Below are 18,201 nucleotides of genomic sequence, written 5' to 3'. Positions count from 1 at the left end.
CCGGTCAAGCAAGTGAGAATGGGGAGCAGTTTAGAGGAACAAGCCGGGACCCGGGCGACTTCCTTCGGGGAATCTGACGCCCACTTTGCCGATCTTGTTCCCGTCCATGACCGCGACGGTCCACAGGGTGTTGTTCCAGTCCACCTGGTCGCCGACGACTGGCGCACCGCCAACTTTCTGGGCAATGAAACGGCCCAGGGTCATGTCTGGATCGATGCCGTCCAGCTTCAACCCATAGAGAGCTGCGACCGCGGCCAACTGGGCGTCTCCTTCGAGCACGAAGTCGCCGAAGAAGCGCAAATCCAGACCTCGTTGCGGTGCCTGGCTGAACAGTTTTCCAAGGGCTGGCAAGTCGTGTTCATGGCCGATAACACACAGCAAATCATCGACTTCCAACACCGTACTACCCGACGGATGGAGCAATTGCTGACCACGAAACAGGGCCGCGATGCGCGTTCCGTCGGGCATTTTCAGGTCGCGCAACGGTGAACCGATGCACCATTTCTCGGCACCGAGGCGATAAATGAACAGTTCCCACTCGCTGGTGACATGGACTTCCAGCGCCGCCCGGGAAATCGGCAAAGGCTCCGGCGGGACGGTCACATGCAACAGCTTGGCGACCCACGGCAGGCTCGTCCCCTGCACCAGCAGCGAGACCAGCACGATAAAGAATGCCAGGTTGAAATAGAGCTGCGCGTGGGGCAAACCGGCCATCAGCGGGAACACCGCGAGGATGATCGGCACCGCGCCACGCAGGCCGACCCAGGAAATGAAGGTTTTTTCACGACCGTGGAACGCCTTGAATGGCAACAGCCCGACCATGACCGACAGCGGGCGGGCGAACAGGATCATCCACAAGGCCAGGCCGAGGGCGGGCAGGGCGATGGGCAGCAGGTCATGGGGCGTGACCAGCAGGCCCAGGACCAGGAACATGCCGATCTGCGCCAGCCAGGCCATGCCATCGAGCATGTGAAGGATGCCGTGGCGGCTGCGCACCGGGCGATTGCCCAGCACCAGGCCGCAGAGGTACACCGCCAGGAAGCCGCTGCCGTGCAGGGCGTTGGTCAGCGCGAACACGGCCAGGCCGCCGCTGATGACCAGGATCGGGTAGAGACCGTTGGCCAGATTGATGCGATTGACCAATTGCAACATCAACCAACCACCACCCAGGCCGAGCAGCGCACCGATACCGAACTCGCGCACCAGGTGCCCGAGCAGGCTCCAATGCAGGCCGGTTTCCCCGCTGGCAAGCATGCCGATCAGCGTGACGGTCAGGAATACCGCCATGGGGTCGTTGCTGCCGGACTCGATTTCCAGGGTGGCGCTGACCCGCTCGTTCAGGCCTTTGCCGCCGAGCAGCGAGAACACCGCCGCAGCGTCGGTGGAGCCGACAATCGCGCCGATCAGCAAGCCCTGGATCAAATTGAGGTTGAACAGCCACGCCGCCGCCATGCCGGTCAGCCCCGTGGTGATCAGCACCCCGACCGTCGCCAGCGACAACGCCGGCCACAACGCCACGCGAAAGCTCGAGACCCGCGTGCGCAAACCACCGTCGAGCAGGATGACCGCCAATGCCAGGTTGCCGACCAGGTAGGCCGTTGCGTAGTTGTCGAAAAGAATGCCAGCGCCGTCGACACCGGCGACCATGCCCACGGCCAGGATGATCACCAGGATCGGGATGCCCAGGCGGGACGAAAGAGAACTCACCAGGATGCTCGCACCCACCAGCAACGCGCCGATCAAGAACAGGCTGTTGATGGTCGTTGCGGTCAAAGGCAGTACTCCGGGAATCAAGGGGACAGGCACAAACTGACCATGCAGTCTGCGTGCCAGCGATTCTAACCTGTTGAAATGTGATGCTGTCAAAAAAGGTTGGGAGGGAGCAACAGGTATCGGATCTCAGGAGGGAACATTGTGGCGAGGGCGCTTGCTCCCGCTCGGCCCTGTAGGAGCTGTGTAGATACCGTCTTAAGTCTCACCGGGCAAGCGCAAGTTTCGGGTCATATGGCAGTCCTGACTTGAGCACTCCGTAAACGAAGTGCAGCAGTTTGCGCATTGCCGCGCAGATGATTTGTTTGGGGGCCTTGCCGTTGGCCTCCAGGCGTTCTTTCATCGCCATGATCGCCTTATTGTGTTTCAGCGCCACCATGCCAGGCATGTAAAGGCCTGCACGAAGCCGTGCTGACCCGATTCTCGAAATTAGGGTATGACCTTTAAGCTTTCCTGATTCTTGCAGCTTGGGATTCAGCCCCGCAGCGGCGACCAATTGGCGAGGATCGCTGTATTTGCGCAAGTCGCCCAGTTCGGCTAGCAATCGCTCAAGCGTTTTTTGTCCGATACCGTCGATGGTTACGATCAGATCCCGCATCTGACGCATATCCGGGTCGTCATCGATGTGCTTTTTGATCGCCTTATGTGTTTCAACGATCTCTTTTTCGATATGGCGCAGAACGGAGTTGATCGAGTCTTTGACCTTTTCGTCAGACACGTCCAGACGATTAAGCTCCATTTGTTCCATTTCCTGAAGGTCATCCAGGCGGCGCACCATAGCTTTCAACTGGCGATACTTCAGTGGCTCAGGTGCCCATGGCTGAAGCTTCTGATCCTTTTCCCGGGCGAAGTCGGCGATGAGTTTGGCATCGCTTTTATCGGTCTTGATGCGGCGCAGCTCGCTGTCAGCGTACGCTTTGGTCGTAGCCGGGTTCACGACGCAGATTCGGAAGCCTTTGTTGTAAACGAACTCGGCGAGCTCCAAGTGGTAGACGCTGGTGGCTTCCATCACGATCAGGGCCGAACGCTCGACGTTTGTGTCTAGCCAAGCCTCAAACTCTTTAAAACCTTTTGGATTGTTGGCCAGCTTGGCCTTGGTTTTGTGCTTGCCGTTGGGCAGGTGTGTAGCGATATCAAAAGTGTTCTTTGCAACGTCGACGCCAACGAAACCAGACATGATCGTTTCTCCACTTGTTCCCTTTTGCGATCATCACGTCACTCGGTCCAACCTTGCGAATGCGGGCTCTAGCCGGAGGCGGGCCCAAGATACCGTGCGAACTGTACGAGTGAGTGTGGAGGGCTGGAGCACGATCTACATCACAGGCAAAAAGCCTAAGGAGCTGCGCGGCTTCCAAGTCCCTCCCTCGATGATCAGTCGAGAACTATCGCTCCTGACGGAGCGATAGTCGAGATACAAGGAGCTGCCGAGCGAAGCGAGGCTGCGATCTTTCCAAGGACACTTGAATCTCAAGCGAAAGATCAAAAGATCAAAAGATCAAAAGATCGCAGGCTTCGCCAGCTCCTACAGAGCCCAGCGGGAGCAAGCTCCCTCGCCACGAGAGCCCGTTCGGGCTGTACGCAATTTGTTTCGGTGTGGAGGGGTTGGAGGGGGCTTGTTGTAGGAACCGACTGAAAGAATGTTCCCCATTGACTTGCAGGACATTTCCTAGAAAATTCCAGCCTCTTGCGCCTGCCGGTTTCGGTGCCTAGGCTGTGCTCACCGCTGCCCATCAGCGGTCGGGTTTAGCAGCTCGGAGTCACGTTAGGCGCATGGCAACTGCCATTCAGTGCGGGCATTTTTATGCTCGATCTCTTATGGCGGCTGTGCGCAGGGCATCCTCGGGTGCGCCGGTTTCCTAACGTACCGGTCTGCTAACCTGCGCGCGGCTGCCACCTATTCGTTTAGCAGCGAACGTGGCGGCTCTCACTTACGTTAGGAGCATTCCATGGACAAACTCATCCCAGACCCACCACCGCTGCATCCAGACATCGCTGCCGACGCCAACGCAGAGCGTCTCATCGAATCTCTCCTGAATCTCAAACCCGCCCAGCCTGAGGAGAAACCATCCTCGGACCCGCTATTCACCGTTGTGGAGGGCGTCGACGTCGAAAGCCTGTTGGCCAACCTCAGCGAAACCCTGGCCTCGGCCAGTGCGATGGCGGGCGATCTGGCATTCGACCTGGACGGCTCGCGACGACACGTTGCGTTGGGGCTGCAACAATTGATCGAGCTCGGGGCGCTATTGGCGAACCGGGCGTTGGATGTCGTCGATCCCAGGTAAGCCGGAGTTTGAGGAAAGGGCGGATCCCAGAGCGAAACACTGTGGCGAGCGAGCTTGCTGCTCGGCCCTGTAGAAGCTGCGTAGGAGCTGCGTAGGAGCTGCCGAGCGAAGCGAGGCTGCGATCTGTCCAAGGACACTTGAATCTCAAGCGAAAGATCAAAAGATCGCAGGCTTCGCCAGCTCCTACAGAACCCAGCGGGAGCAAGCTCCCTCGCCACAAAAGCTGGGTTACGGGTTAAAGACTGAACCGCCCAACCATGCTGTTCAAATCCACGGCCAGGCGCGACAGCTCGGCGCTCGCAGCGCTGGTCTGGTTCGCGCCGGTGGCGGATTGCACCGACAGGTCGCGGATGTTCACCAGGTTGCGGTCCACTTCACGGGCCACTTGGGCCTGTTCTTCGGCGGCGCTGGCGATCACCAGGTTGCGTTCGTTGATCTCGACGATGGCGCTGTTGATCGTGTCGAGGGACATGCCGGCACCGCGGGCGATGTTCAGCGTCGATTCGGCGCGTTCGGTGCTGTTGCGCATCGAATCCACGGCCTGTTCGGTGCCGCTCTGGATGCTGCCGATCATGCGTTCGATCTCGCTGGTCGACTGCTGGGTACGGTGGGCCAGGGCGCGGACTTCGTCGGCGACCACGGCGAAACCACGACCGGCTTCACCGGCACGGGCGGCTTCGATGGCGGCGTTCAGGGCCAGCAAGTTGGTCTGGTCGGCCAGTCCACGGATCACGTCGAGCACCTTGCCGATGTCCCGGGATTCATCGGCCAGGTTGCCGATCAGCGTGGCGGTGCTTTGTACATCGGCGCTCATGCGTTCGATGGCACCGACCGTTTCCTGTACCAGGTCACGGCCGTCGCCCGCCGAAGTCGTGGCGTTCCTCGAGGCTTCCGAGGTGCTGACCGCATTGCGCGCCACTTCTTCCACAGCGCTGGTCATCTCGTTGACCGCCGTGGCGGCTTGTTCGATTTCGTTGTTCTGCTGGGTCAGGCCGCGGGCGCTTTCGTCGGTGACGCTGTTGAGCTCTTCGGCGGCGGAGGCCAGTTGCGTGGCCGAGCCGGAGATGCGTTGCAGGGTGTCGCGCAGCTTGTCCTGCATGGTCGACATCGCGCGCAGCAGGCGGCCGGCTTCGTCGCTGCCGTCAACGGTGATCGGCCGGGTCAGGTTGCCCTTGGCGATTTCTTCGGCGGCGTCCAGGGCGTTGGCGATCGGCTTGGTGATGCTGTTGGTCAGCAACCAGGCGAACAGCAGGGTCAGGCCGGCGGCGATGACCAGGAGGGTCACGACCCAGTTGAACGCGGTTGAAGCCTGTTGGGCAGCGCTTTGATTGAAGGCTTCCGCCTGCTGGTTGTTAATGTCGGTCAGGCGAGCCAGGACCGCGTTGACAGCTTCCGAATTGGTTTGCAGGTCATTGCCGAGCAAAGTCCGCAGTTCATCGACCTGGTTATTGCGCGAAAGGGTCTTCATGCGCTCTTCAAGTTGACGGTACTGATTCAGCAACTGCACGTATTGGTCATAGGCGGCCCGTTCTTCCGGATCACTGATGAGTTTTTCATAGGTACTTTGTGCCGCGCGGATCTGCTGGTTGCGCTGCTCGAACAAATCGAAGGTTTTCTGCTGGGTGTCCGCTTCGCGGTTGGTCAGCAAGCGATACGACAGGACGCGCAGGCGCAGGGTCAGTTGGGTAAATTCATTCAGGGCCTTGATGCTCGGCACACTGTTTACAACGATGTTTTCGCCGGACGTGCGGATCTTGCTCATCTGGCTCAAGGCAAACACGCCCAGGGCCAGCATCAGGGCGCCGATCAGGGCGAACCCCAGGAACGCCCGTGGCGCGATGTTCATATTACGTAAGGACATGGAAATTACCGTGAAGAAGCGCGTCCGTGCGGGGCTGTGACTGGTTGACTGACTTATCGGTCCTGCGACTGAAGTCTTGAGGGCGCTGCGTGCTTTTGTCGCATTCCGGGGTCGATGGCGCGACGAAGGGTCGGAACCAGATCCCTCCTCCACAGTCTTTACAGCTCGCGAGCGGTGCACCGCTGCCTCTAAGTCGTGGCGTCGACGATGACTTTTCTTTATCGTACGCGCCCCTTGAAAAAGCCTGGAAATCAATATGTTGGAAGCATCCCTGAGCCAACTGGAGCAACTGGTCACTGACCTGGTGCAACAGAATCGTCACCTCACCGGCCTGAACGAAACCCTGAGCGCCGAACTGGCCAAGGCCAAGGATGAAAACGAAAGCCTGCAACTGAGCCTGATGGAGCAGGAAGAATTGCATGGCAGCACCGCTGCCCGCATCCAGACCCTGATCGAACGCGCCAGCAACGCAACGGTTGGCGCATGAAGCACGTCGCCGACGGAGTGACGGTCGTCTCGATCCTGGGGGAAGACTATTCAATCAAGGCGCCGGCCGGGCAGGAGCAAGCGTTGCTGGACGCCGCTTCGATGCTCAAGGCAGCCCTGGCCGATACCAAGCGCAAATACCCGACATTGATTGGCGACCGCCTGCTGGTGCTGGCGGCCATGAACCTGTGTTCACAGCAGATCGAAATGCAGAAGCAGCACCGAGCGGAGCTTGATCGGTGCCAGGAGCAGGTCAGCGCGACGGTCGAGGTGATTGCCAAGACGATTCAGCAGGCTTGAAGCCGTAAGCGAAGGTTGATTGTAGGGCTGCGTGGGAGCGAGCTTGTTCGCGATGGCGTCAGCACAGTTGCCTGTGTGTTGACTGGAACACCGCTATCGCGAGCAAGCTCGCTCCCACAGTGGATCGGGGGTGAACGTAGATGTTGTGTTCACTTGAAACCCCCTGTGGGAGCGAGCTTGCTCGCGATTCGATTCCAGCCGCGCCACGAGGCCCGGCTCAGAACCACTCATCCCGCATCCCCAGGCACGTATCATCCCGCGCCTCAAGAATTGCCAGTTCATGTTGGCAACCCGGCACCTCCCAGGTCAGGAAGTAGCGCGCCGCCTGCAACTTGCCTTTATAGAAGTCGACATCCGCCGCGTTGCCCTTGGCCAGTCCTTCCTCGGCGCGAATCGCCTGTTCCAGCCAGCGCCAGCCGATCACCATGTGCCCGAACACCTTCAGGTACAGCGCCGAATTGGCGAGGCTGCTGTTGACCTTGCCTTGGGCCAGGTCGGTCAGCAGGCCGAGGGTGACTGTTTGCAGGCGCGCCACCAGGGCTTCCAATGGCTGACGCAAGGGCGTCAGTGATTCGTACACCTGGGCGCGCTCGGTGGTATCGGCCACCAGACGGATCAATTGCTTGAGCCCGGCACCGCCGTTCTGCGCGAGTTTGCGTCCCAACAAGTCCAGGGACTGGATGCCGTGGGTGCCCTCATGGATCGGGTTCAGGCGGTTGTCGCGGTAATACTGCTCCACCGGGTATTCGCGGGTGTAACCATGGCCGCCGAGAATCTGGATCGCCAGCTCGTTGGCCTTCAGGCAGAACTCCGAGGGCCAGGACTTGACGATGGGCGTCAGCAAGTCGAGCAGTTCATGGGCTCGGCGGCGCTCGGCTTCGCTTTCCAGGGTGGTGGTGTCGTCGAACAACCGGGCCGCGTACAGGCCGAGGTCGAACGAACCTTCCACGTAGGCCTTTTGCGTCAGCAGCATCCGGCGCACGTCGGCGTGCTGGATGATCGCCACGGGGGCGGTGGTTGGGTCCTTGCTGTCGGGCACCCGGCCTTGCGGGCGTTCGCGAGCATATTCCAGGGAATACAGGTAGCCGGCGTAACCGAGCATCACGGCACCCATGCCGACGCCGATGCGCGCCTCATTCATCATCTGGAACATGTAGCTCAGGCCGTGGTGCGGTTTTCCTACGAGGTAGCCGACGCATTCGCCGTTGTCGCCAAAATTCAGCGCGGTAGAGGTGGTGCCGCGCCACCCCATCTTGTGAAACAGACCGGCCAGTAGCACGTCGTTACGCTGCCCGAGGCTGCCGTCGTCGTTGACCATGAACTTGGGCACGATAAACAGCGAGATGCCTTTCACACCCGGCGGCGCGTCCGGCAATTTCGCCAAGACCATGTGGACGATGTTTTCCGACAAGGGATGGTCGCCACCGGAGATGAAGATCTTGTTGCCCTTGAGCCGATAGGTCCCGTCGGACGCCAGCTCTGCGCGTGTACGAATATCCGACAGCGATGAGCCCGCGTGAGGTTCGGTCAGGGCCATGGTGCCAAAGAAACGACCGTCGATCATCGGCTGCAGGAAGCGTCGTTTCTGGTCATCGCTGCCGAAGCTTTCGATCAGGTTCGCCGCGCCCATGGTCAGGAACGGATAGGACGTCGAAGCGGCGTTGGCCGACTGGAAATGCGCAAAGCAAGCCTGGGACAGCAGCGTCGGCAGTTGCATGCCACCCGCCTCGAAGCTGCGCGCGGCATTGAGAAAACCGGCCTCGAGGAAGGCATCCACCGCCGGCTTCACTTCCGGAATCAGGATGGCCTGGCCGTTTTCATAACGCGGTTCGTTTTCGTCGTTCTTGCGGTTGTGGGGGGCGAAATACTTTTCGGCGATGCTGCGCGCCGTGCCGATGGCCGCGTCGAAGGTTTCGCGGTTGTGCTCGGCAAACCGTTCGCGCTGGGTCAGGCCCTCGGCATCAAGGACTTCATACAGCTCGAAAGCCAGATTGCGGGAACTGAGCAGCGTCTCGGACATGGCGGCCTACCTTTTCTTGGAATGGGCCGAGTCTAAGTCTGGGAATGGAGGCTGAACAGGATGATTGATGGAGGTGATAAAGCAGCACAAGCTACAAGCTACAAGCTACAGCAAGAGCAAAAGCTCTTGCTCTTGCTCTTGCTTTTACTTGCAGCTTGCAGCTCGAAACTCAAAGCTGCTGTTATCCAATTGTCATCAGGCTGGCGTTACCACCCGCCGCAGCGGTGTTGACGCTCAGCGCGCGTTCGATCACCAGGCGCTCCAACGCGATGTTGGTTTCGCCTTGGGACAAGCCATGCACCCCGACGATAGCCCCGGCGCGTTTGGCGACCTGCTGGCAGACACCGCGCAGTTGATCCGAATCGCCGTGATGCAGGACTGCATCGAACAGCACGTCGTCCTTGGTCCAATCGGCAACGCGCTGGATGCGCGCCTGGATCTCCTTCGGCAAGCGTGCGAACAAAGCCTTGCTGGTGTCGGTTTCCGGCCATATGGCCGAGCCGCCCACGGCCAGGACGGCCGCCAGTTGCGTGAGCAGGTCGCCTTCCACGTCCGCCAGGCACAGCACATGCTCGCGCGGCAGGATGGCGTAGCTGTTGCGTTCGCCGGTCGGGCCGGTGAGCTGGCGGGTTATGCCGCTTTGCGACTGCGCGGCGAACTGCACGCACAGGGCGCTCAGTTCGGCAAGTTTCTGGCTGTCGGCCCAGGCTTGCAGGGCGGTCAGCGGCTTGCCCATGGCGTCGCGCAAACGCAGGTCCGGCGCGGCCAGGGCATCGCCACGGACGAAGGATTGCTGGATCGCATCGGTAGGACGGGTCGACAGCAGGCGGTACAGATACAGCGGACCACCGGCCTTCGGACCGGTGCCCGACAAACCTTCGCCACCGAACGGCTGCACACCGACCACGGCGCCGACGATGTTGCGGTTCACGTAGACGTTACCGGCATGCACGTTGTCGATGACCTTGGCGATGGTCTCGTCGATGCGAGTGTGCACGCCCAGGGTCAAGCCGTAGCCGGAGGCGTTGATCTGATTGATCAACTGATCCAGCTCCTTGCGCTTGTAGCGAACCACGTGCAGCACCGGGCCGAAGATCTCGCGTTGCAGCTCATCGAAGCTTTCCAGCTCGATCAGCGTCGGCATCACGAAGGTGCCGCGCTTGCATTCGTCGCTGTCGGCAATCGCCATCTGGTACACCGTGCGACCTTTGTCGCGCATGGCCTGGATGTGTTTCTCGATGCCGGCCTTGGCCTCGGCGTCGATTACCGGGCCGATGTCCACGGACAGGCGCTCCGGGTTGCCGAGGCGCGATTCGGCCATGGCGCCCTTGAGCATTTCGATGACGCGGTCGGCGGAATCTTCCTGCAGGCAAAGCACGCGCAGGGCCGAGCAACGCTGGCCGGCGCTGTCGAAGGCCGAGGACACCACGTCGATGACCACTTGTTCGGTCAGGGCCGAGGAGTCGACGATCATCGCGTTCTGGCCGCCGGTTTCGGCGATCAACGGGATCGGACGGCCCTGGTTGTCCAGGCGTCCGGCGATGTTGCGTTGCAGCAGGCGGGCGACTTCGGTGGAGCCGGTGAACATCACGCCTTTGACGCGATCGTCACCCACCAGGCGGGCACCGACGGTTTCGCCGCGGCCCGGCAGCAATTGCAGGACGCCTTCCGGAATACCGGCTTCGAGCATCAGGCGCACAGCCTGGGCCGCGACCAGTGGGGTCTGTTCGGCGGGCTTGGCCAGGACCGGGTTGCCAGCGGCCAGTGCGGCGGCGACCTGGCCGCTGAAAATTGCCAGCGGGAAGTTCCACGGGCTGATGCAGACCACCGGGCCCAGTGGGCGGTGGGCGTCGTTGGTGAAATCGTTGCGGGCCTGCACCGCGTAATAACGCAGGAAGTCCACGGCTTCGCGCACTTCGGCGATGGCGTTGGCGAAGGTCTTGCCAGCCTCGCGGGCCAGCAGGCCCATCAGCGGCTGGATCTCGCCTTCCATCAGGTCGGCGGCACGCTCCAGGATCGCGGCACGTTCGGCCGGTGGCGTGGCCTGCCAGATCGGTGCAGCATTGAGCGCGCACTGGATGGCGTTGTCGACGTCTTCGACGGTGGCTTCCTGCACATGGCCGACCACATCGCGGTGATCGGACGGGTTCAGCACCGCTGCCGGGGTTTCTTCGCTGGCGGCGCAACCGAGCATCGGCGCGGCTTTCCAGTCGTTATGGGCGGTGGCGAGCAGGGCGCAGGACAACGAGGCCAGGCGATGTTCGTTGGCCAGGTCGATGCCGCTGGAGTTGGCGCGTTCGCTGCCGTACAGGTCGCGCGGCAACGGGATGCGCGGATGCGGCAGGCCGAAGCCGCCTTCCAGGGTTGCCATCTGTTCGATGCTTGCCACCGGATCGGCCACCAGTTCCTGGATGGAAATCGACTGATCGGCGATGCGGTTGACGAACGAGGTGTTGGCGCCGTTTTCCAGCAGGCGACGCACCAGGTAGGCCAGCAGCGTTTCGTGGGTTCCGACCGGAGCGTACACGCGGCACGGACGGTTCAGCTTGCCTTCGGAGACTTTGCCTACGACTTGCTCGTACAGCGGTTCACCCATCCCGTGGAGGCACTGGAACTCATACTGGCCCGGGTAATAGTTCTGGCCGGCGATGTGGTAGATGGCCGACAGGGTATGGGCGTTGTGCGTGGCGAACTGCGGGTAGATGACTTCCGGTACCGACAGCAGTTTGCGGGCGCAGGCAATGTAGGAGACGTCGGTGTACACCTTGCGGGTGTAGACCGGGTAGCCTTCCAGGCCTTCGACCTGGGCGCGCTTGATCTCGCTGTCCCAGTACGCGCCTTTTACCAGGCGGATCATCAGGCGGTGACGGCTGCGACGGGCAAGGTCGATCACATAATCGATCACGTACGGGCAACGCTTCTGGTACGCCTGGATCACGAAGCCGATGCCGTTCCAGCCGGTCAGTTGCGGCTCGAAGCACAGGCGCTCCAGCAGGTCCAGGGACAGTTCGAGGCGGTCGGCCTCTTCGGCGTCGATGTTCAGGCCGATGTCGTATTGCTTGGCCAGCAGGGTCAGCGACAGCAGGCGCGGGTACAGCTCGTCCATCACGCGCTCGTATTGGGCGCGGCTGTAGCGCGGGTGCAGGGCCGAGAGCTTGATGGAAATGCCCGGGCCTTCATAAATCCCACGACCATGGGACGCTTTGCCGATCGAGTGGATGGCTTGTTCGTACGAGGCCAGGTATTTCTGGGCGTCATGCTCGGTGAGTGCGGCTTCACCCAGCATGTCGTAGGAATAACGGAAACCCTTGGCTTCGAATTTGCTGGCGTTGGCCAGGGCTTCGGCGATGGTCTCGCCGGTGACGAACTGCTCGCCCATCAGGCGCATGGCCATGTCGACACCCTTGCGGATCATCGGCTCGCCGCTCTTGCCGATGATGCGGCTCAGGGAAGAGGTCAGGCCCGCTTCGTTATGGGTAGCGACCAGCTTGCCGGTCAGCAACAGGCCCCAGGTGGCGGCGTTGACGAACAGCGACGGGCTGTTGCCCAGGTGCGGCTGCCAGTTGCCGGTGCTGATCTTGTCGCGGATCAGTGCATCGCGGGTGCCTTTGTCCGGAATGCGCAGCAGCGCCTCCGCCAGGCACATCAGGGCCACGCCTTCCTGGGACGACAGGGAAAATTCCTGCAGCAAGCCCTGAACAATACCGGCACGACCGCCGGCACTTTTCTGGTTACGCAGTTTTTCAGCAATGGAAGCCGCCAGCTTGTTGGTGGCTTCGGCCATCTCGGCCGGCAGACGGGCCTGCTCGATCAGCATCGGCACCACTTCCGGCTCCGGGCGACGGTAAGCGGCGGTGATGGAGGCGCGCAGGACCGATTGCGGCAGGATGCTCTCGGCAAATTCGAGGAAGCATTGGTGAGCGTGGTCGACCTGCACGTCGCCAGCGTCATCGCTGTCGACGCGAGGGGAACCGTTCAGCTCGGTCAGGGTTGCACCACCCTCGAGTTTTTCCAGGTAATTGAAAATCGCCTGTTTGATCAGCCAGTGTGGGGTGCGATCAATCGAGGTTGCGGCCGCCTTGAGGCGTTCGCGGGTCGGGTCGTCGAGTTTGACCCCGAGGGTGGTGGTAGCCATATTTTTATCCTCATGTTTGCCACGTACCGCGTGGCATCAGCTGGCGGCAAGATTAGCTGCGGGATGAATGAGGTGCAACCGGGTGCAACCGGTTTTTTGTCGAAATAATGAGCAGCTCATCAGGAAGCATGGGGCGCGATTCTATGCCTGCACTTGCTTGGTGCATCTCGGTTTGGAAAAGGGAGCGTTTCTGCACCAAAAGAGAGCAAAATGCGACGTTTGGAAGGAGATTCCGACTGGGTGCAACTTATTTCAACGAAACTGGTTGCACCTAATTTGATTTGTTGAATAGCATTCGCGGCCAAGGTGCAACCGGCTCAGGTCGGGGTGCATCGGCTGATGGCTTTCCTGGGGAAACATCAGTCATAAATTCGCGGGTCCACAAAACGTCCATGCAACGTTCGCGTTGTCGACGCTTTCAACTGCCACCGCACCATAAAAACAAAGCCAGGGCGTAACTCATGAGTGTTAGCAATCCTACCCTGATCACCTTCGTGATCTATATCGCAGCCATGGTCCTGATCGGCCTGATGGCTTATCGCTCCACCAACAACCTTTCCGATTACATCCTCGGCGGTCGCAGCCTTGGCAGTGTCGTGACGGCGCTTTCTGCCGGCGCTTCCGACATGAGCGGCTGGTTGTTGATGGGTTTGCCTGGCGCAATCTACATGTCCGGCCTGTCGGAAAGCTGGATCGCCATTGGCCTGATCATCGGTGCCTACTTGAACTGGCTGTTCGTCGCCGGTCGCCTGCGGGTCCAGACCGAGCACAACGGCGATGCGTTGACGCTGCCGGACTATTTCTCCAGCCGTTTTGAAGATACCAGCGGCCTGCTGCGGATCATCTCTGCGGTGGTGATCCTGGTGTTCTTCACCATCTATTGCGCGTCCGGCATCGTCGCCGGTGCCCGCCTGTTCGAAAGCACCTTCGGCATGTCCTACGAGACCGCGCTGTGGGCCGGTGCCGCCGCGACCATCGCCTACACCTTCATCGGTGGTTTCCTGGCCGTGAGCTGGACCGATACCGTACAAGCGACGTTGATGATCTTCGCCTTGATCCTCACGCCGATCATCGTGCTGCTGGCCACCGGCGGTGTCGACACCACCTTCCTGGCCATCGAAGCGAAAGATCCTACTTCGTTCGACATGCTGAAAAACACCACCTTCATCGGCATCATCTCGCTGATGGGCTGGGGCCTGGGCTACTTCGGCCAACCGCACATCCTGGCGCGCTTCATGGCGGCGGATTCGGTCAAGTCGATCGCCAAGGCGCGTCGCATCTCCATGACCTGGATGATCCTGTGCCTGGGCGGCACCGTGGCCGTCGGCTTCTTCGGTATCGCGTATTTCTCGGCGCATCCTGACGTGGCCGGCCCGGTGACCGAAAACCCTGAGCGCGTGTTCATCGAGCTGGCGAAAATCCTGTTCAACCCATGGGTTGCCGGCGTGCTGCTGTCCGCCATCCTCGCTGCCGTCATGAGCACCCTGAGCTGCCAATTGCTGGTGTGCTCCAGCGCCCTGACCGAAGACTTCTACAAGACCTTCCTGCGCAAGAGTGCGTCCCAGGTGGAGCTGGTCTGGGTCGGCCGCGCCATGGTGCTGCTGGTGGCGCTGGTCGCCATTGCCCTGGCCGCGAATCCGGAAAACCGCGTACTGGGCCTGGTGAGCTACGCCTGGGCCGGTTTCGGTGCCGCCTTCGGTCCGGTGGTCCTGATCTCGGTGGTCTGGAAGAACATGACTCGCAACGGTGCCCTGGCCGGTATCCTGGTCGGCGCGATCACGGTTGTTGTCTGGAAGCACTTTGAACTGCTGGGTCTGTACGAAATCATCCCAGGCTTCATCTTCGCCAGCCTGGCTATCTACTTCGTCAGCAAGATGGGCACGCCTACCACCGGCATGCTGCAACGCTTCGAAGCGGCTGAGAAAGATTTCCGCTTGAACCAGTAAGGCTCTTGGCGAGCCTTCGAGCTCGCTGATGATCCATTGTGGCGGGGGCGCTGCCCCCGCTACCCTCGGAAGCCATGTAGGCGCTGCCGAGTGCAACGAGGCTGCGATCTTTCCCCAGACGCTTGAGTCCCAAGCGAAAGATCGAAAGATCGAAAGATCGAAAGATCGAAAGATCAAAAGATCGCAGGCTTTGCCAGCTCCTACAGGGCGGGAGCAAGCTCCCGCGCCACGGGTCCTCATCACTTCATCTCGGTATCGGGCTGGTTGAGAAAGATCAGCACGCCCAGCAGCGCCATGTAGAACCTGAACGCGGCATCCTGGCCATTCCAGATCTCGGACTGCCACATCAGGAACCACTCGCCGCCGACGACCATGAAGCCGAAAAACCAGACGAAAAATCCCACCGTGAGCCCAACGATGGCCCACCCCTTCGCCCGATTGAAAACCACGCTATCCGCCGTGCGTGCCCGCCAGAGTTTCAGCGCGCCGCAGGCCAGCAACACCGTGGTCATCGCTTCGCCGAGAATGATCAGCCAATAAGCACCGTGCCACATCCAGGGCTTGCCGATGGCGCGATACCGGGCGGCATTGTCGGGGAATGTGGTGTCCATGCTCAGCACATGCTGGACGAAATTGAAGTTGGAGCTGTAGTCCGTGACGTTGTTGAACACGGTCAGGAAGGCGAAGGCGGCAAGCGCGAGGATCATCGCGATTTTCGTGTAGCGGATTGTCATGGTTGCGTCCTTGGCTTTTTGCGACGAAGGGACGTTATCACGGCTTTGCTCGGTAGGCGGTTTGCCACCTTGTAAGAAACAACGGATTTCTCCGTCCGAAGAGTTTTAGCTGCAACGAGATAAGCGTTGTCTATCGGAAAATGCAGCGCGCTTCGCAGCTTTTAGCCTCTTGGATGTAGGGGAAATCTGTTTTTCATGACATCCCGTCAACTCACCGAATGGGTCATGCACAATCGCCCGCCTTTATTTCGCAGAGGCACATCGGATGTTCGCGCCTGCCAACCTACCGCGTTTCACGCTGACGCTCGACAGCTGGCCAGACGAGCTCGAGGTGCTTGAGTTCAAAGGCAAGGAAGCCATCAGCCAACCTTACTGCTTCGAGTTGGAACTGGTCAGTGAACGGCCAGACCTGGCGCTGGAAGAACTCCTGCATCGCCAGGCTTTCCTGGGCTTCGATGATCGGGGCGGAGGCATTCACGGCCAGGTCTACAGTGTGGCCCAAGGCGATTCGGGCAAGCGCCTGACCCGATATCAAATCACCCTGGTCCCCCGTCTTTCGTACTTGCGTCATCGCATCAACCAGCGGATTTTCCAGCACCTGAGCGTGCCGGATATCGTGGCCCTCGTCCTGAAGGACCACGGCATCCTGGCCGATGCGTTCCAGTTCAGTCTTGGCGGGCAGTACCCCGAGCGTGAATATTGCGTGCAGTACGCCGAAAGCGACCTCGCTTTCATTGAGCGTATTTGTGCCGAAGTCGGCATTCATTACCACTTCCGCCACAGCCCTGACGGCCATCTGCTGGTGTTCGGCGATGACCAGACGGTGTTCACGCGCTTGCCTGAATCCACCTCGTATTTGCCTGGCAGTGGCATGCCCGACGCCGAGCCGGCCATCAAGCGCCTGGCGGTGCGGCTTCAGACCCGCGCTACGGCCGTAACGTTGCGCGACTATGACTTTCGCAAGCCCGGCCTGCTATTGCAGGCCAATCTCGACAACCAGCAGCTCCCGGCGCTCGAAAGTTATCACTACCCCGGTCAGTTCACCGACCGCGACGATGGCAAGCACCGAGTCCGGCGTACCCTCGAACGCCATGGCGCCGACGGGCACCTGGCCGAGGGCGACAGCGATGACAGCGCTTTTGCCAGCGGGCATTTCATGCGCATCAAAGAGCACCCTCGGACGCAATGGAATGACCTCTGGTTGCTGACGCAGGTCGATCACTACGGTCGACAACCGCAAGTGCTGGAAGAAACCGCCTCCGCTGGCCGGGATGAGTTCCAGGGCTATCGCAACGCCTTCCTCGCAACGCCGTGGGAGGTTTTCTTTCGTCCGCCGTTGCAGCACAAGAAGCCGTCCGTCAGCGGTTTCCAGCCGGCGGTGGTGACCGGGCCGGTGGACAGCGAGATTCATTGCGATGAATTCGGGCGGGTCAAGGTGCAACTGGTCTGGGACCGTGACGGCGAGCGCGACGAGCATTCCAGCTGCTGGCTGCGCGTGGCCTCCGGGTGGGCGCATGATCGCTATGGCAGTGTGATGATCCCTCGGGTGGGGATGGAGGTCCTCGTCGGGTTCATGGACGGCGACGTCGACAAGCCGCTGGTGGTGGGCTGCCTGCCGAACGGTGCCAACCCGGTGCCCCTCGACCTGCCGGCGGACAAGACCCGCAGTATCCTTCGCAGCCAGAGCAGCCCCGGTGGCGGCGGCTACAACGAATTGCGCATCGAAGACCGCAAGGGTGCCGAGGAAATCTACCTGCGGGCCCAGCGCAACTGGACCCAGCATGTGCTGCATGACCAGCGCGTGCAGGTCGATCATGAGCGCAGCATTGTCGTCACCGGCTTGTCGCGGCATGAGCTCAAGGATGGCGAACAGCGCATCACCGGCGGTCGACGCCAGGTTGAAGTTCGCCAGGACGACCACCTGACGGTGACAGGCGACCGGCACATCCGCGTCGCCAACCAGGCCCTCAGCGCTACGGGAGGATTCAATGTCAGCGCGGGTCAGCAAGTCGTGCTGGAGGCGGGTGCCAGCGCGACCGTCCAGGCCGGCGGGCACTGGATCAACATCGGCCCTGGCGGAATCTTCAGCAGCGTGCCGATCCAGGTCGGCGGAGCGCCGATGGTCGCAACGGGCGCCGCGCCCGTCGTGCCGGGTGCCCCGGAAAAACTCGTCGCCGCCCTGGCCCCGCGCCTCTCCCATGCCCAGGTCCAAAGCCTGAAAAGCCCCGCACCGTTCTGCGAGGAGTGCGAGCGCTGCAAGGATGGCGCCTGTGACCTGCCGCCACCCGATGGGCCGTCCAAGCGCCAGGCCCCAGCGCCGGACTCGGTCAAAAGCGTAGAGCCGGGTTTCCACATCGTCGAACGGGCCATGCCCCGCTCGGAGCTGGAGCGATGGTTGTTCATGGAGTCAGGTGTCTCGCTCCCGTCCAACTTCAGTCGCTTGAATCCGCAACTGGGCGACGCGGTCAAACCCGGCCAGCTCATCGTCCTGAGCGACCCGCAAAACACCCAATGCACCCGTGAAGAAGCGCTGCTGATGGAGGCCGCCCAGAAGGTCAACGAAGCGCTGGCGCCCCTGAGCGACGCCGAGGCGGATTTCATGGCGCAGCACCACGGTGAAATCGAATCGTTCCTCACCCATGGCTCCACCTCGGTGGGCATCGGCGC

Annotated in this window: 9 protein-coding genes and 3 pseudogenes; 5 read left to right on the top strand and 7 right to left on the bottom strand. The window is 61.0% G+C overall.

Annotated features, from left to right (window positions below; all coding sequences use genetic code 11):
• Positions 1-30: 30 nt before the first annotated feature.
• Together M8Q45_RS22305 and M8Q45_RS22300 are read right to left on the bottom strand one after the other, a co-directional pair.
• Complete coding sequence (locus M8Q45_RS22305; RefSeq protein WP_249876422.1) at positions 31-1,773, bottom strand: potassium/proton antiporter; 1,743 nt, start codon at positions 1,771-1,773, stop codon at positions 31-33.
• Positions 1,774-1,975: 202 nt separating this feature from the next.
• Entirely contained in the window at positions 1,976-2,947 is a 972-nt protein-coding gene (locus M8Q45_RS22300; protein WP_249873132.1) for an IS110 family RNA-guided transposase, read from the bottom strand.
• Positions 2,948-3,716: 769 nt separating this feature from the next.
• Here M8Q45_RS22300 and M8Q45_RS22295 point away from each other — a divergent pair.
• Positions 3,717-4,052, top strand: coding sequence for a DUF6124 family protein (locus tag M8Q45_RS22295; protein ID WP_249876421.1), 336 nt, complete (start codon positions 3,717-3,719; stop codon positions 4,050-4,052).
• A 235-nt stretch (positions 4,053-4,287) separates the two neighbouring features.
• Here M8Q45_RS22295 and M8Q45_RS28700 read toward each other — a convergent pair.
• Positions 4,288-4,887: pseudogene (locus tag M8Q45_RS28700) on the bottom strand (methyl-accepting chemotaxis protein); the annotation flags it as partial.
• Between the two features lie 303 nt (positions 4,888-5,190).
• Positions 5,191-5,847, bottom strand: a pseudogene (locus tag M8Q45_RS28695) (MCP four helix bundle domain-containing protein); the annotation flags it as partial.
• 322 nt (positions 5,848-6,169) lie between these two features.
• Between M8Q45_RS28695 and M8Q45_RS22285 the strand changes: the two are divergent.
• Positions 6,170-6,400, top strand: coding sequence for a hypothetical protein (locus M8Q45_RS22285; RefSeq protein WP_249876419.1), 231 nt, complete (start codon positions 6,170-6,172; stop codon positions 6,398-6,400).
• Positions 6,397-6,699, top strand: coding sequence for a cell division protein ZapA (locus M8Q45_RS22280; protein WP_030140934.1), 303 nt, complete (start codon positions 6,397-6,399; stop codon positions 6,697-6,699). Before M8Q45_RS22285 ends, M8Q45_RS22280 begins: the two co-directional genes overlap by 4 nt.
• Positions 6,700-6,916: 217 nt before the next feature.
• Here the strand turns inward: M8Q45_RS22280 and M8Q45_RS22275 are convergent, their stop codons facing one another.
• Both M8Q45_RS22275 and putA read right to left on the bottom strand, forming a co-directional pair.
• The gene (locus tag M8Q45_RS22275; RefSeq protein WP_249876418.1) at positions 6,917-8,719 is read right to left on the bottom strand and encodes an acyl-CoA dehydrogenase; all 1,803 of its coding nucleotides are present in this window, start codon (positions 8,717-8,719) and stop codon (positions 6,917-6,919) included.
• Between the two features lie 181 nt (positions 8,720-8,900).
• Complete coding sequence (gene putA / locus M8Q45_RS22270) at positions 8,901-12,854, bottom strand: trifunctional transcriptional regulator/proline dehydrogenase/L-glutamate gamma-semialdehyde dehydrogenase (protein WP_249876417.1); 3,954 nt, start codon at positions 12,852-12,854, stop codon at positions 8,901-8,903.
• Between the two features lie 461 nt (positions 12,855-13,315).
• Between putA and putP the strand changes: the two genes are divergently transcribed.
• Positions 13,316-14,800, top strand: coding sequence for a sodium/proline symporter PutP (gene putP, locus M8Q45_RS22265; protein ID WP_249876416.1), 1,485 nt, complete (start codon positions 13,316-13,318; stop codon positions 14,798-14,800).
• A 239-nt stretch (positions 14,801-15,039) separates the two neighbouring features.
• Here the strand turns inward: putP and M8Q45_RS22260 are convergent, their stop codons facing one another.
• Positions 15,040-15,534, bottom strand: a complete 495-nt coding sequence (locus M8Q45_RS22260; protein ID WP_249876415.1) for a DUF2165 family protein — start codon at positions 15,532-15,534, stop codon at positions 15,040-15,042.
• Positions 15,535-15,799: 265 nt separating this feature from the next.
• Between M8Q45_RS22260 and M8Q45_RS22255 the strand changes: the two are divergent.
• Positions 15,800-17,806, top strand: a pseudogene (locus tag M8Q45_RS22255) (type VI secretion system Vgr family protein); the annotation flags it as partial.
• Positions 17,807-18,201 lie beyond the last annotated feature (395 nt).

Source organism: Pseudomonas sp. T1.Ur, from assembly GCF_023516725.1.
Taxonomy (GTDB): Bacteria; Pseudomonadota; Gammaproteobacteria; order Pseudomonadales; family Pseudomonadaceae; genus Aquipseudomonas; species Aquipseudomonas alvandae.
This window is presented reverse-complemented; position numbering and strand designations above follow the sequence as displayed.

What these genes read in the sequence shown, in the direction of transcription:
- M8Q45_RS22300 (WP_249873132.1), bottom strand. Translation starts at nt 2,947, where the DNA reads ATGTCTGGTTTCGTTGGCGTCGACGTTGCAAAGAACACTTTTGATATC.
- M8Q45_RS22295 (WP_249876421.1), top strand. Translation starts at nt 3,717, where the DNA reads ATGGACAAACTCATCCCAGACCCACCACCGCTGCATCCAGACATCGCT.
- M8Q45_RS22285 (WP_249876419.1), top strand. Translation starts at nt 6,170, where the DNA reads ATGTTGGAAGCATCCCTGAGCCAACTGGAGCAACTGGTCACTGACCTG.
- M8Q45_RS22280 (WP_030140934.1), top strand. Translation starts at nt 6,397, where the DNA reads ATGAAGCACGTCGCCGACGGAGTGACGGTCGTCTCGATCCTGGGGGAA.
- M8Q45_RS22275 (WP_249876418.1), bottom strand. Translation starts at nt 8,719, where the DNA reads ATGTCCGAGACGCTGCTCAGTTCCCGCAATCTGGCTTTCGAGCTGTAT.
- putA (WP_249876417.1), bottom strand. Translation starts at nt 12,854, where the DNA reads ATGGCTACCACCACCCTCGGGGTCAAACTCGACGACCCGACCCGCGAA.
- putP (WP_249876416.1), top strand. Translation starts at nt 13,316, where the DNA reads ATGAGTGTTAGCAATCCTACCCTGATCACCTTCGTGATCTATATCGCA.
- M8Q45_RS22260 (WP_249876415.1), bottom strand. Translation starts at nt 15,534, where the DNA reads ATGACAATCCGCTACACGAAAATCGCGATGATCCTCGCGCTTGCCGCC.